This is a genomic window from Streptomyces sp. CB09001 (genome assembly GCF_003369795.1).
Lineage (GTDB): Bacteria > Actinomycetota > Actinomycetes > Streptomycetales > Streptomycetaceae > Streptomyces.
In genome coordinates, this window is the sequence record NZ_CP026730.1 from 1758837 (window position 1) to 1771695 (window position 12859).

12 protein-coding genes are annotated in these 12859 nt (G+C 72.3%); 5 read left to right on the forward strand and 7 right to left on the reverse strand.

Annotated features, from left to right (window positions below; translation table 11 throughout):
- The 3 genes from C4J65_RS08250 to C4J65_RS08265 form a co-directional block, all read right to left on the reverse strand.
- Nucleotides 1-981, reverse strand: coding sequence for a small ribosomal subunit Rsm22 family protein (locus C4J65_RS08250; RefSeq protein WP_115741814.1), 981 nt, complete (start codon nucleotides 979-981; stop codon nucleotides 1-3).
- Between the two features lie 432 nt (nucleotides 982-1413).
- Nucleotides 1414-2514, reverse strand: coding sequence for a serine hydrolase domain-containing protein (locus C4J65_RS08260; RefSeq protein WP_240330625.1), 1101 nt, complete (start codon nucleotides 2512-2514; stop codon nucleotides 1414-1416).
- Between the two features lie 41 nt (nucleotides 2515-2555).
- Nucleotides 2556-3842, reverse strand: coding sequence for a multidrug effflux MFS transporter (locus tag C4J65_RS08265; protein ID WP_115741816.1), 1287 nt, complete (start codon nucleotides 3840-3842; stop codon nucleotides 2556-2558).
- A gap of 140 nt (nucleotides 3843-3982) precedes the next feature.
- On the opposite strand from C4J65_RS08265, the gene C4J65_RS08270 reads away from it, so the two are divergent.
- Complete coding sequence (locus tag C4J65_RS08270; RefSeq protein ID WP_162833079.1) at nucleotides 3983-5032, forward strand: Gfo/Idh/MocA family oxidoreductase; 1050 nt, start codon at nucleotides 3983-3985, stop codon at nucleotides 5030-5032.
- Here C4J65_RS08270 and C4J65_RS08275 read toward each other — a convergent pair.
- Nucleotides 5019-6701 (reverse strand): alkaline phosphatase D family protein, encoded by a 1683-nt coding sequence (locus C4J65_RS08275; RefSeq protein ID WP_115741818.1) that lies wholly within the window; start codon nucleotides 6699-6701, stop codon nucleotides 5019-5021. The genes C4J65_RS08270 and C4J65_RS08275 overlap by 14 nt on opposite strands.
- Before the next feature lie 132 nt (nucleotides 6702-6833).
- Between C4J65_RS08275 and C4J65_RS08280 the strand changes: the two genes are divergently transcribed.
- Nucleotides 6834-7685 (forward strand): SDR family oxidoreductase, encoded by an 852-nt coding sequence (locus tag C4J65_RS08280; RefSeq protein WP_240330386.1) that lies wholly within the window; start codon nucleotides 6834-6836, stop codon nucleotides 7683-7685.
- 237 nt (nucleotides 7686-7922) lie between these two features.
- Here the strand turns inward: C4J65_RS08280 and C4J65_RS08285 are convergent, their stop codons facing one another.
- A complete protein-coding gene (locus tag C4J65_RS08285) occupies nucleotides 7923-8249 on the reverse strand; it encodes a nuclear transport factor 2 family protein (protein WP_115741819.1) in 327 nt (108 codons plus the stop codon).
- 153 nt (nucleotides 8250-8402) lie between these two features.
- Between C4J65_RS08285 and C4J65_RS08290 the strand changes: the two genes are divergently transcribed.
- A complete protein-coding gene (locus tag C4J65_RS08290; RefSeq protein WP_115741820.1) occupies nucleotides 8403-8945 on the forward strand; it encodes a DoxX family membrane protein in 543 nt (180 codons plus the stop codon).
- Nucleotides 8946-8975: 30 nt separating this feature from the next.
- A complete protein-coding gene (locus C4J65_RS08295) occupies nucleotides 8976-9317 on the forward strand; it encodes a MazG-like family protein (protein WP_115741821.1) in 342 nt (113 codons plus the stop codon).
- 58 nt (nucleotides 9318-9375) lie between these two features.
- On the opposite strand, the gene C4J65_RS08300 is transcribed toward C4J65_RS08295, so the two are convergent.
- Both C4J65_RS08300 and C4J65_RS08305 read right to left on the reverse strand, forming a co-directional pair.
- Nucleotides 9376-10383 (reverse strand): polysaccharide deacetylase family protein, encoded by a 1008-nt coding sequence (locus tag C4J65_RS08300; RefSeq protein ID WP_115741822.1) that lies wholly within the window; start codon nucleotides 10381-10383, stop codon nucleotides 9376-9378.
- Nucleotides 10384-10420: 37 nt separating this feature from the next.
- Nucleotides 10421-11428 carry a glycoside hydrolase family 11 protein gene (locus C4J65_RS08305; RefSeq protein WP_115741823.1) on the reverse strand — a complete coding sequence of 336 codons (1008 nt, stop codon included), beginning with the start codon at nucleotides 11426-11428 and terminating at the stop codon, nucleotides 10421-10423.
- 314 nt (nucleotides 11429-11742) lie between these two features.
- On the opposite strand from C4J65_RS08305, the gene C4J65_RS08310 reads away from it, so the two are divergent.
- Nucleotides 11743-12792 carry an LLM class flavin-dependent oxidoreductase gene (locus tag C4J65_RS08310; protein ID WP_115741824.1) on the forward strand — a complete coding sequence of 350 codons (1050 nt, stop codon included), beginning with the start codon at nucleotides 11743-11745 and terminating at the stop codon, nucleotides 12790-12792.
- The last annotated feature ends 67 nt before the right edge of the window (nucleotides 12793-12859 follow it).

A 12859-nucleotide genomic window follows, 5' to 3' on the forward strand; every position in this document is an offset into this window, starting at 1 on the left:
TCAGTCCTCCCCGGGCGGCCAGGAGTCGCCCCAGGCGGCGTCGCGGGCCGCCTTGTACAGGTCGCCGCGCCGCTTGGTGACCGTGCGCCGCCGCAACTGCTCGTCGGACTCGCAGAGGTCGAGCAGCACCTGTCCCTTGCGGATCTGCGGGCGCCGGACCACCCGGGAAGGGGCGGGCTCGGCAGGGATCCGGGTGGCGGCGACATAGCTGAACTTCTCGTCCTCGTAGGCGAGGGATCCGCTCTTGACCTGCCGGTGCAGGCTGGACCGGCTGACGCGGGCCGCGAAGTGGCACCAGTCCGTGCCGGGCACGATGGGGCAGGCGGCACTGTGCGGGCAGGGCGCGGCGACCCGGAACCCGGCGGCGACCAGCCGGTCGCGGGCCTCGATGACGCGGGCGTAACCGGCGGGGGTCCCGGCCTCGACGATCACGACGGCCCGCGCGGCGCCGACGGCGGTGTCGACGAGGGCGGCGCGGTCGGCCGGGGCCAGCTCGTTGAGTACGTAGGACACCGTGACGAGGTCGGCGCTGTCGATGTCGAGCGCCGCTCCGATCCGCGAACGCCGCCAGTGGACCTCGCGCAGGGCGGGGAGCGAGGCGGCGATCTCCCGGCCGAGAGCAAGCGCGGGCTCGGCCCAGTCGAGCACGGTCACCGGTCGCGCCCCGCCCCAGGTGTCGCTGACGGCCCAGGTGGCGGCGCCGGTCCCGCCGCCGACGTCCACGTGGCTGCCGGGCACCCAGCCCGGCACGGCCGCGGCGAACGCGGCGAGCGCGGAGCGCACGGCGGCGAAGGTGGCGGGCATGCGGTAGGCGGCGTAGGCGACGACGTCGGCGCGGTCGCGCAGGATGGGGGCGTCGGTCGGCGTGTCCCCGCGGTAGTTGGCGATCAGCCGCTCCACGGCCTGGGCGGCCTGTCGGGGCGGCAGCCCGTCGACGAGGTCGGCGAGGGCGGCGCGCAGGGTGTCGGCGGGGTCGTTCACCCGGAGATTGTACGAGGCACTCCGTGGGTTGCGGGGTGGGTGGGGCGGGGGCCCGGCGTTGTCCGTGCCCGGCGTGGCGCGGGGTGGGCCACGCGGCCCGGCGTGGTCTCGGCACCCGGGGTGGGTGCGGGCGCGAGGGGGACGCGGCCCGGCGTTGCGGGGTGCCGCTGCGCCCACCCGTGCCGCCCCAGCGGCACGACTGCCCGCAGCGGCGGCGGGGCGGCGGGGGGCAGCTGCGGCGGCGTGGCGGCGCGCAGCTGGCGGCGGCGTGGGGCGAGTGACGCGGCGGCGGAGGCGACGCGGCAGGAGAGCCGTGTACGGCGGGACGGGGCGCCGGAGGACGGCGGGAGAGCCGTGTACGGCGGGGTGGGGCGCAACGCGCACCCCCACCGCACCCGCGCGGGCCGCCGCAGGCATCCACCCCTCGGACGATCAGGCCCGCACCGCCCGCGCCACCCGCGTGCACAGCGCCGCGCGGGCCCGGTTGTCCGGGGCGCGGCGGCGCGGGTGGACCGTGTTGGCGAGGAGGATCGCGAAGGTGTCCGTCGCCCGGTCGAGGACCAGCATCGTGCCGGTGAAACCGGTGTGCCCCGCCGCCCCGCGCCCCGCCAGCTCCCCCATGAACCACGGCTGGTCCAGGGCGAACCCGAGCCCCGGTTCGGCCAGGAGCAGTTCCACGAAGTCGGGCCCGAGGATGCGCGCGGGCCCGTGGGAGCCGCCCGCGAGCAGTGTCCGGCAGAAGACCGCCAGGTCCCGCCCCGTGGAGAACAGCCCCGCGTGACCGGCCACCCCGCCCAGCGCCCACGCGTTCTCGTCGTGGACGACCCCGCGCAGCATCCCCCGGTCCGCCTTGGCCCACGGCCGCCGCTGGTCCTCCGTGGCCGCGGCGCCCGGACACGGTCCGAAGCCCGTCGACGTCATGCCCAGCGGCCGGGTGATCCCGTCCCGGACGAGAACGTCGAGCCCCCGCCCGGTGATGCGCTCCAGCACCTGTTGCAGGAGCAGCATGTTCAGGTCCGAGTAGCAGTACGTGCCCGGCACCCCCACCGGCGGCTCCGCCCGCAGCCGCCGCAGCCGTTCGTCCTTGTCGGCGGAGTCGGCGGAGTCGGCGCAGTCGTACAGCGGGAGTTCGGGCCGCAGCCCGGAGGTGTGGGTGAGCAGCTGCCGTACGGTGATGCGGTGCTCGGCCGCGGCCCGGAAGTCCGGCAGGTAGGCGCCGACCTCCGCGTCGATGCCGAGCGTGCCCCGCTCGATCTGCTGCACGGCGGCCACCGCGGTGAACAGCTTCGTCAGCGAGGCGAGGTCGAAGGGCGTGTCCACGCTCATCGGCACCCGCGAGCGCTCCGGCAGCTCCACGCCCGTGTCGGTGTGCGGGTCGTAGGAGGCGTAGCGCACCGCCCAGCCCGCCGCGGCCTCGGCGGCGAGCACGGGCCCGCGTCCGACGGCCACGACGGCGCCCGCCGCCCAGGGTCGTTCGCCGGTGGTGAGGTCGTGCACCTGGGCGACCGCACGCCGGAGCTGCCCGGGGTCCAGTCCGGCCCGCTCGGGGCTGTCGCTGCGCAGTCTCGGAGCGCTCAGTTGTCTTCTCCCTTGCCTGCTCTCCGCCCGCGGCACATGGTCACGAGGAAGCCGAGCGCCACCACCGCGGCCACCAACTGGACCACGGCCATCGGTACGGCGGTGTCGTCCCCCGCGATTCCGACCAGCGGCGAGGCGATCGCGCCGATGAGGAAGGAGGAGGTGCCGAGCAGCGCGGAGGCGGAACCGGCGGACTTCTTGACCCGCATCAGGGCCAGCGCCTGGGTGTTGGGCAGGCTGAGACCCATCGCCGACATCAGCACGAACAGCGCGGCGGCGACCGGCCCGAGCCCGACCTCGCCGAAGACGCCCAGGGACATCAGCAGCAGTACGGTCGCGGCGGCGATCACGACGACGAGGCCGAGACCGAGTACCCGGTCCAGTCTGACCCGCCCGACGAGAATCTTGCCGTTGATCTGCCCGACCACGACGAGCCCGACGGAGTTGAGGCCGAACAGCAGGCTGAACGTCTGCGCGGAGGCTCCGTAGATCTCCTGCATGACGAACGGCGACGCCGCGACGTAGGCGAACAGCGAGGCGAAGGCGAAGCCGCCCGCGAGCATGTACCCGGTGAAGGCCCGGTCGGCGAGCAGGCCGCGCATCGCGCGCAGGGTGTCGCCGACACCGCCCGCGTGCCGCTCCTCGACGGGCAGCGTCTCCGGCAGCCGGGCCCACACGACGACGCCCAGCACCACCCCGACCACCACGAGGACGACGAACACGCCCCGCCAGTCCGTCACCCGCAGGATCTGCCCGCCGATGAGCGGCGCGACGACCGGCGCGACGCCGGAGATCAGCATGAGGGTGGAGAAGAAGCGGGCCATGGCCACGCCGTCGTACAGGTCGCGCACGACGGCCCGGGCGATGACGATCCCGGCGGCGCCCGCGAGACCCTGGACCAGCCGGAAGGCGACGAGGAGTTCCACGTTCGGCGCGACGGCGCACAGCGCGGTGGCGACGACGTAGACGGCGAGCCCGGCCAGCAGCGGACGCCGGCGCCCCCACTTGTCGCTCATCGGGCCGACCACGATCTGACCGAGGGCCATGCCGGCCAGGCAGGCGGTGAGCGTGAGCTGGACGGTCGCGGCCGGTGCGCCCAGGGACCGGGTGACCTCCGGGAGCGCGGGGAGGTACATGTCCATGGCCAGCGGCGGCGTGGCGGTCAGGCTGCCGAGGATGAGGGTGACGAGAAGACTGACGCGCCGGACGGCGGGCAGCTTTTGCGATATTTGCGATGAATGAGACGTTTGCGGCATGTGCGTGGACGGCCCGCGCTCGGGCATGTGATGTGCCCCTCCCTCTTCTGCAGATCCGCCACCTATGCTCTCAGCTCGTACGGACTTGAACGAACAATCTCGAACGACGCACGAACGACGCACGAGCGACGAACGAGCCTGAACGAGGGTGGGGCAGGGTGTCAGCGGTGACCGGACAGAAGGTGCGCTGGGGGATTCTCGCGACCGGCGGAATGGCGGCGCGATTCACGGCGGATCTGGTCGATCTGCCGGACGCGGAGGTCGTGGCGGTGGCGTCGCGGACCGAGGCGTCGGCGAAGGCGTTCGCCGAGCGGTTCGGCATACCGCGGGCGTACGGCGGCTGGGAGACGCTGGCGCGGGACGAGGACGTCGACGTGGTGTACGTCGCGACCCCGCACTCGGCGCACCGGACCGCGGCCGGCCTGTGCCTGGAGGCGGGCCGGAACGTGCTGTGCGAGAAGCCGTTCACGCTGAACGCGCGCGAGGCCGGGGAACTGGTCGCGCTCGCCCGTGAACGGGGCGTCTTCCTCATGGAAGCGATGTGGATGTACTGCAACCCGCTGGTGCGGCGCCTGAAAGAACTGGTCGGCAGCGGCGCGATCGGCGAAGTCCGCAGCCTCCAGGCCGACTTCGGCCTCGCGGGCCCCTTCCCGCCCGCGCACCGGCTGCGCGACCCCGCGCAGGGCGGCGGCGCGCTGCTGGACCTGGGCGTGTACCCGGTGTCGTTCGCGCAGCTGCTGCTCGGTGAGCCCTCGGACGTCGCCGCGCGAGCGGTGCTCTCCGAGGAGGGCGTCGATCTCCAGACGGGCGCGCTGCTGTCCTACGAGAGCGGCGCGCTCGCCTCGGTGCACTGCTCCATCACCGGCGGTACGCCCAACTCGGCGTCGATCACCGGCTCCGAGGGCCGCATCGACGTCCCGAACGGCTTCTTCTTCCCGGACCACTTCGTGCTGCACCGGACCGGCCAGGACCCGCAGGAGTTCCGCGCCGACCCGGCCGACGGCCCCCGCGAGAGCCTGCGGCACGAGGCCGAGGAGGTGATGCGGGCCCTGCGCGCCGGGGAGACCGAGTCACCGCTGGTCCCCCTGGACGGCACGCTGGCCGTGATGCGGACGCTCGACGCGATCCGGGACCGCGTCGGCGTCCGCTACCCGGGAGAACCGGCAGGAACGGGAGAGACAGGAGACGCGGCGGAGCCGGTCGTCACGCCGGCGTGAGCCCCGGCTCCCCCGCCCGGGTCACGAACGACCCGGCGGTCGTGAGCGGCGCGCCCTCGGTGCTGACGTGGGACACCGTCTTGAAGTCGGCGCGCGCCGACTCGCGGCCCAGGGACACCGTGGCGTAGCCGCGCCGGCCGTTGAAGAACTTCAGGTGCGGGTTGGCGGTCATGAGGGTGTCCCAGTTGGACGGCTTCTCCGCGCCGTCGCCGCCGCTGGTGACGGACGTGGTGACGATCTCCGTACCCAGGGTCCGGGAGTCCGGGTCGTCGAAGTCGCGCTTGATGTCGAAGCCGTAGGAGACGTGCACGTCGCCGGTGAGGACCATGAGGTTCTCGATCCCGGCGGCCTGCGCGCCGGCCAGCACCCGTTCGCGGGAGGCCGGGTAGCCGTCCCAGGAGTCCATGGAGACCTTGGACGGCGTACTCGTGGAGTTGTACCGCTGCGAGAAGGTGACCTGCTGGGGCAGCACGTTCCACAGGGCGTTCGACCGGTGCCAGCCGTTGATCAGCCAGCGCTCCTGGGCGTCGCCGGTGAGCGTGCGGCTCGGGTCCTCGGAGTCGGGGCCGGGGAACTGCCAGCCGTCGCCGTAGGCCTGGTTGGAGCGGTACTGCCGGGTGTCGAGGACGTCGAACTGGGCGAGCCGCCCCCAGTGCAGGCGGCGGTAGAGCTTCAGGTCCGGGCCGTCGGGCAGCTGCGGGCGCCGCAGCGGCATGTTCTCCCAGTAGGCGCGGTAGGCGGCGGCCCGGCGGATGAGGAACTCCTCGGGCGGGACGCTGTTCTCCGGTGTGTCGTCGGCGTAGTTGTTCTCGGTCTCGTGGTCGTCCCAGGTGACGACGAAGGGGTGCGCGGCGTGCGCGGCCCGCAGGTCGGGGTCCGACTTGTAGAGGGCGTACCGCAGCCGGTAGTCCTCCAGCGTCACCGTCTCGTGGTTGAAGTGGGCGGGCAGGGTGCCCGCGGGGTAGGCGCGGGAGCCGCCGGTGGCGTTGACGGCGTACTCGTAGAGGTAGTCGCCGAGGTGGAAGACGACGTCCACGTCCTCCTGGGCCAGGTGCTTGTAGGCGGTGTAGTACCCCTGGTCGTACTTCTGGCAGGAGACGAGGCCGAAGGTGAGGCCGGCGACCCGGCTGTGCTGCGCGGGCGCGGTGCGGGTGCGTCCGACGGGGCTGACGTACCGGCCGGCGCGGAAGCGGTAGTGGTAGACGTGGCCGGGCGCGAGGTGGTCGACCTCGACGTGCACGGCGTGGTGGAACTCGGGGTGGCCGGTGGTCCGGCCCCTTCTGACGACGCGGCGGAACCGTTCGTCCAGGGCCAGCTCCCAGCTCACCTCGACGCGTTTGGCGGGCAGTCCGCTGTCGGCCTGGTACGGCACCGGGGCAAGACGGGTCCACAGCAGCACCGAGCCGGGCTGCGGGTCGCCCGAGGCGACGCCGAGCGTGAAGGGGTCGGCGGTCAGCTGCGCGGCGTCCAGCTCGGCGGCGCTCGCGGTGCCGGCGGCCGGCAGGTTGACGGAGAAGGCGAGCGCGGCGGCGGCGCCGGTGACGGTCAGGAAGCGACGGCGGCCCAGGCTGCGGGCGGCGGCGCGGAGTTCGGGCGCGTGCGAGGACTGCGACTGGGCCGGGACCCGGGTGGGGGCCGGGGTCGGGGCCTGGTGGTTCGCGGGTGTCATCCGTTCCTCCCCTTGCGGTGGTTGCAAGGGGCATTCGAAGCGCCGGGAACGACCCCGGTTTGGCACGGACATGGCGATCGCGTGTCGGACGGATGAGTTCCGCATGTTCCCCGACCCGTACGCTGCCGAGTCATGAACACCGCGAGAACCCCCGACGTGGAAAACACCGCCGAGGAAGGCGCCGCCGAGGAACGCACCAGCGAAGAACACACCGGCGAAGAGCGCGCCGTCGTGCGGAAGGTCGCCGTCGTCACGGGCGCCGGATCCGGCATCGGCCGGGCGGTCGCCGTCGAACTGCTCACCGCCGGCTGGTCGGTGGCCCTGGCAGGCCGCCGTCCCGAGCCCCTGGCCGAGACCGCCGCGGCGGCGCCGGCGGGTGGCGGCACGGCACTCACCGTGCGCGCCGACGTGTCGCGCCCGGAGGACGTGGCGGCTCTGTTCGGCGCCGTGCGCGACCGGTTCGGGCGACTGGACCTGCTGTTCAACAACGCCGGGACGTTCGGTCCGGGCGGCGTGCCGGTCGAGGACCTTCCCTACGAGGCCTGGCGGCACGTGGTGGACACCAACCTCAACGGGGCGTTCCTGTGCGCGCAGGCGGCGTACCGGCAGATGAAGGAACAGGCCCCCCGCGGCGGCCGGATCATCAACAACGGCTCGATCTCGGCACACACGCCGCGTCCGCACTCGGTGGCGTACACCGCGACCAAGCACGCGCTGACGGGCCTGACCAAGTCGCTGTCGCTGGACGGCCGTCCCTACGGCATCGCGGTCGGCCAGATCGACATCGGCAACGCGGCGACCGACATGACGGCCGGCATGCGGACCGGCGCGCTCCAGGCCAACGGGGAGACGGCACCCGAGCCCGTGATGGACGTCGCCGACGTGGCGCGCACGGTGCGGCACATGGCCGAACTGCCCCTGGAGGCCAACGTGCAGTTCGTGACGGTCATGGCGACGGCGATGCCGTACGTGGGGCGCGGCTGAGCGCAGGCCGCCGACACACACGCGGATTCATACAATCGGAATTTCAAGGTCCGCCATATTGCGGCCGGTGGAGGACGTATGCTCCAATCTCCTTCACCAGAACTTCACACTTGAAGCGTTGGTCTTCCACAACGCTCCACGGGCCACACCGAGGGGGGAGGCGGCAGCCGTTCCACCACACCGGTCACACCGGTGGGCGGAACGGCTGCCGCACCATTGCCCGGTTACGTCTGCCCGTTACGCCTGTCCGGTCTCGAAGCGGGCGATCCGCCCGTCCTCGTCGACGGTGAAGTCCCACCGGGTGCGCATCTCGCCCCAGGTGTCGTTGCGGTAGCGGGCGATGAGGGCGCGACCGTTGTTCGACTCGTTGTCGACCTCCATGTGGCCGTTGGAGGAGAAGATCTCCTGGTCGACCCACTGGTCGAGGTTCCGGTCGTCTCCGTCGTCGGCCATGGTGGCGTCCGGCGCGAGCAGCGCGCGGAAGGCCTCGCGGTCGTGGGCGTTGACGGCGGCGACGAAGGCGCGGACGGCCGGGTCGCTGAGTCGCGTGGTCTGAATGGTCATGGCGGCAGCGTCACACCGGCTCCGCACCCCCGCCACCGGGCGTACCGCCCGCCGTGGCCCGCCACCACCCGAACGGCGCCCGGTGACGGGCCCGGACCCCGCGGACGGGCGACGGTGGGCAGATGAGCCCACACCGTCCCCGAGGGAGTCGACGTGAAGCGCTGTGACCGGCGGGATCTAGGACTGCTGCTGCTCCGCCTGGGGACCGGCGGGGTCCTGGCGGCGCACGGCACGCAGAAGCTGCTCGGCTGGTTCGGCGGCGGCGGCCTCGGAGAGACCGGTCGGGCCATGGAGGCCATGGGCTACGCGCCGGGCCGGGCCAGCGCCACCGCGGCGGGTCTCGCGGAGGCGGGTGGCGGGACGCTGCTGGCGCTGGGACTGGCCACTCCGGCGGCGGGCGCGGCCGCGGTCGGCGCGATGACGGGTGCCGCGGCGGTGCACGCCCCGAACGGCTTCTTCGCGCAGGCGGGCGGCTACGAGCACGCCGTCTCCCTCGGCCTGACGGCCGCGGGCCTCGCGGTCTCGGGCCCCGGCCGGCTCTCCCTCGACCACGCCCTCGGTCACGCGGTCAACCGGAACTGGATGGTCCCGGCCGCCTTCGCGGTGACCGCGGCGGTCACGACGGTGGTCGTGGGGGCACGGAACAGGCGGCTGCGCAGGGCGGCCGAGGGGCGGCAGGAGACACTGTTCGACTGACGCCCGCGGGAACGTGGCACGCTGCTCCACATGAGCGACAACCCGGACGGCGCGCGGGCCGACGACCTCTGGAACACCGTCGACGCCCTGTGGACGTGGCTGGAGGCGGACCAGCCCGTCGGCGGCAGGGAGGGCCTGCTGCTGCGCATGCTGAAGCTGTCGGAGGAGGTCGGCGAGGTCGCCGAGGCGGTCATCGGGGCGACCGACCAGAACCCGAGGAAGGGTGTCACGCACACCTGGGACGACGTGGAGGCGGAGCTGTGCGACGTCGTGATCACGGCGATGGTGGCCCTGCGGACGCTGACGCCCGAGGCGCGCGAGGTGTTCGGGCGGCATCTGGCGCGGGTCGCGGGGCGGTCGCTGGGTGAGTGACCGAGGAGGTCCGTACCCGTGAGCTTCGGTCACGGGTACGGACCGGGGTGCGGGTCGGTCAGCCCGCGCTGCAGGACACGCTGGGCCAGGTCCAGTTGCCGTTGGCCTGGATGGTGGCGCCCCAGTTGTTGCCGCTGCCGTTCGACTTGGCGGTCAGCGTCTGCGCGCCGGGATAGCTCGCGTTGACGTTCCAGGTCGACATGACCTTGGCCGGGGACGGCACGTTCATCGTCACCGTCCAGTCGTCGGTCCCGCTCACCGAGACGTTGAGGTTGTAGCGGTCACCCCAGCGCTGCCCGGCGGACAGCGTCGCGGTACAGGCGCCGCCGCCCCCGCCGCCGTCTCCGCCCCCGCCGCCGCTGCCGTCGGGAGCGACCGCGCGGCCGGTCTGCGGCGAGATCATGCCGGAGCACAGCCCCTTGTTCGCCAGGGTCTGGGCGATGCGCGGTATGGCGGCGAGCGTGTTGGCGGGCCAGTCGTGCATGAGGATGACCTGGCCGTTGCCGAGCCGTGAGACGGCCTGCACGATCGCGTCGGTACTGGCGTTGTTCCAGTCCTGGGAGTCGACGTCCCAGATCACCTCGGTCAGTCCGTACCTGGCCTCGACCGACCGGAGCGTCGCGTTGGTCTCGCCGTACGGCGGCCGGAACAGCTTGGGCGTCCCGCCGCCCGCGCCCGCGATCGCCTGCTGGGTCCGGGAGATCTCCGAGTCCATCTGGGCCTGGCTGAGCTGGGTCATGTGCGGGTGGGTGTAGCTGTGGTTGGCGACCCACATGCCCGCGTCGACCTGGGCCCGGACCAGGGACGGGTTCTGGGCGGCGTACTGGCCCTGGTTGAACATGGTGGCCCGCAGCCCGTTCTGCCTGAGCGCGTTGAGCAGGGACTGGGTGGTGCCGGAGGGGCCGTCGTCGAAGGTGAGCCCGACGTAGCCGTTGCAGGCCGCGGCCTGGGACGGGGCGGCGCCGGCCGCCACCGTGCCCGCGGCGGCGAGCGCGGTGACGGCGACGCCGGAAGCCAGGGTGCGCAGGGTGCGCGAGGAAGCGCGTGGTCCGGTACTGGTGCGCATACGAGTGATTCCTCCTCTCCGCTGGTGGGGTGGTGGGTCAGCCCGCGCTGCAGGACACGCTGGGCCAGGTCCAGTTGCCGTTGGCCTGGATGGTGGCGCCCCAGTTGTTGCCGCTGCCGTTCGACCTGGCGGTCAGCGTCTGCGCGCTGGGGTAGGTCGCGTTGACGTTCCAGGTCGACATGACCTTCGCCGGGGACGGCACGTTCATCGTCACCGTCCAGTTGCTGGCGCCGCTGACGGAGACGTCGAGGTTATACCGGTCCCCCCACTTCTGCCCGGCGGACAGGGTGGCGGTGCACCCGCCGCCACCGCCGCCGTTGTCACCGCCCCCGTTGTCGCCGCCGCCGGTCCCGCCGACGTTGATGTTGGAGCTGCCGCTGCTCTGGTAGCCCTCGGTGGCCATGATCATGTAGTAGCTGAAGTTGCCGAGCGGCATCCCGGCCCGTGACCACGCGTCGAAGTGGTTGCCCGTGGTGATGGTGCCGCCGGTCCGCTTCGACTGCCTGACGCTCCAGTACTGGTCGAAGGTGCGGGTGCCCTCGACGGAGGGCTTGTTGACGCGGGTCGTCTTGTAGATGTCGTAGGTGCCGCCGTCACTGGTAACGGTGCCCTTGTACTCGCCCGTGGGCCGGAAGGTGCCCCAGTTGTCGACGATGTAGTACTCGACGAGCGGGTTGGACGTCCATCCGTAGAGCGCCAGGTACGCGTTGCCGGACGGGTTGAAGGTGCCCGAGTACTGCACGGTCCGGCGGCCGCCGTTGGCCCAGCCCTTGCCGGCGACGAAGTTGCCGGTGTTGCGCCACGAGGTGCTGTACTGACCGCCGGATCCCATGTTCATGGAGACGGTGCCCTGGCTGTCGGTCCAGAACGAGTAGTAGTAGCCGTTGTTGGTGCCCTCCTGGTTGGTCGTGACGACCGTGTCGGCCTGGGCGGTGCCCGGCAGCATCAGCGCGGCGAGCGCGGCCAGCGCGACGGCCCACGCGCTCCTGACGAGCAGGGTGACGGCGCCGCGTCTGCGGCGCCTCGGCTGGACGAGCAGGTTCATGGGGGGTGTTCCTCTCCTGCGGGTTCGGACAACGGCGACAGTGTTGACCTGCACCCATCAAGCGTCAACAGTTTCGGTAGAAGTTTCGAAACCTTCGACGCGTCGGACGGCGACTCCGGTGTGTCGAACCCGCAGATCAACCCGCACTCACCCCAGGTATGCGTGCGGCAAGCAGGACCCCCTCACCAGGTCCTTCAGAAAGAGGGATGCACACCACCGAAAATTTCGACGTATCGCTCCCTGGACAGACCCGCCCTGGGCTCACATCCTCGGTGGAGGCAGAGCACCGTTCCCCGCAACGGAGGTTGGCGCTCGTGAAGTTCAGTTACGCGATGCTCCCCGACTACCCCCTGGCCGAGTCCCTGGAGTCGATCCGGCTCGCCGACGAACTCGGCTTCCACGCCTGTTACGCCGCCGACGAGACCTGGCACAAGGACCTCTGGCTCCTCTTCGCGGCGGCCGCGGGCCGTACCGACCGCATCCGCCTCGGCCCCAGCGTCTCCCCGGTGACGCTGCGCGAGCCGACTCTGATCGCCCAGGCCCTCGCCACCCTCGACGAACTCTCGGGTGGTCGCGCCGAAGGCGTCCTGTCCAGCGGCAACTTCGGCCTGCTGGCCCAGTACCGCATCGACTGGACGCGCACCAGGCCGCTGTCCCGCGTCAAGGAAGCCCTGCACGTGATGCGCACCTTCCTCGACGAGGGCGCCCTCACGTACGAGGGCGAGTTCTTCTCGTACGACGGTCTGTTCACGTTCGCCCGGCCCGTCCAGGACCGGCTGCCGCTGAAGCTCGGCGCGATGCGCGGGCCCAAGTCCTTCGAGGTGGCCGGGGAGTTGTCGGACGGCTGCCACCACGCCCTGAGCTACACGCGCGAGGCCTACGACTACGCGGTGCGGCACATCAGGGCGGGCGCGGAGCGGGCCGGCAAGGACTGGCGCTCGCTGGACATCGGGGCCTGGGTGGTCTTCGCCACGGGCCCCGACTCGGCGGCCGCCAAGGAGGCCGCGCGCAGCATGGTCGGCATCTACGCCTCCTCGATGCCCGAGGAGCAGCTGCGCCGCAACGGCGTCGACCCGGCGGAACTGAAGCCGGTCATCGACGCGATCGGCGCCGGCGACCTGGCCCGCGGCATCGAACTGACCTCCCCGGAGGTCACCGACCGCCTCTCGGTCGCGGGCACGCCCGAGGAGTGCCGCGAGAAGATCGAACGGGACATCGCACCCAGCGGCGTCAACCACATGATCTGCGCGATCACCGACCGCACCCTGGTGAGGACGTTCACGGGCCGAGACCTCGCAGAGGCGGCGGACGTGGACACCCAGCTGCGGCTGATCGCGGAGCGGGTGATGCCGGGGTTCGGGTGAGGGCGCGTGCCGAGGCAACGGTGGCTGAGAACGGTCCCGCGGCAGGGACGCGCCTTGTGGCCGCCGT

Excerpts from the sequence above, each read along its gene's own strand:
- C4J65_RS08265 (WP_115741816.1), bottom strand. The coding sequence starts at position 3,842 with ATGCCCGAGCGCGGGCCGTCCACGCACATGCCGCAAACGTCTCATTCA.
- C4J65_RS08275 (WP_115741818.1), bottom strand. The coding sequence starts at position 6,701 with ATGACACCCGCGAACCACCAGGCCCCGACCCCGGCCCCCACCCGGGTC.
- C4J65_RS08280 (WP_240330386.1), top strand. The coding sequence starts at position 6,834 with ATGAACACCGCGAGAACCCCCGACGTGGAAAACACCGCCGAGGAAGGC.
- C4J65_RS08285 (WP_115741819.1), bottom strand. The coding sequence starts at position 8,249 with ATGACCATTCAGACCACGCGACTCAGCGACCCGGCCGTCCGCGCCTTC.
- C4J65_RS08295 (WP_115741821.1), top strand. The coding sequence starts at position 8,976 with ATGAGCGACAACCCGGACGGCGCGCGGGCCGACGACCTCTGGAACACC.
- C4J65_RS08300 (WP_115741822.1), bottom strand. The coding sequence starts at position 10,383 with ATGCGCACCAGTACCGGACCACGCGCTTCCTCGCGCACCCTGCGCACC.
- C4J65_RS08305 (WP_115741823.1), bottom strand. The coding sequence starts at position 11,428 with ATGAACCTGCTCGTCCAGCCGAGGCGCCGCAGACGCGGCGCCGTCACC.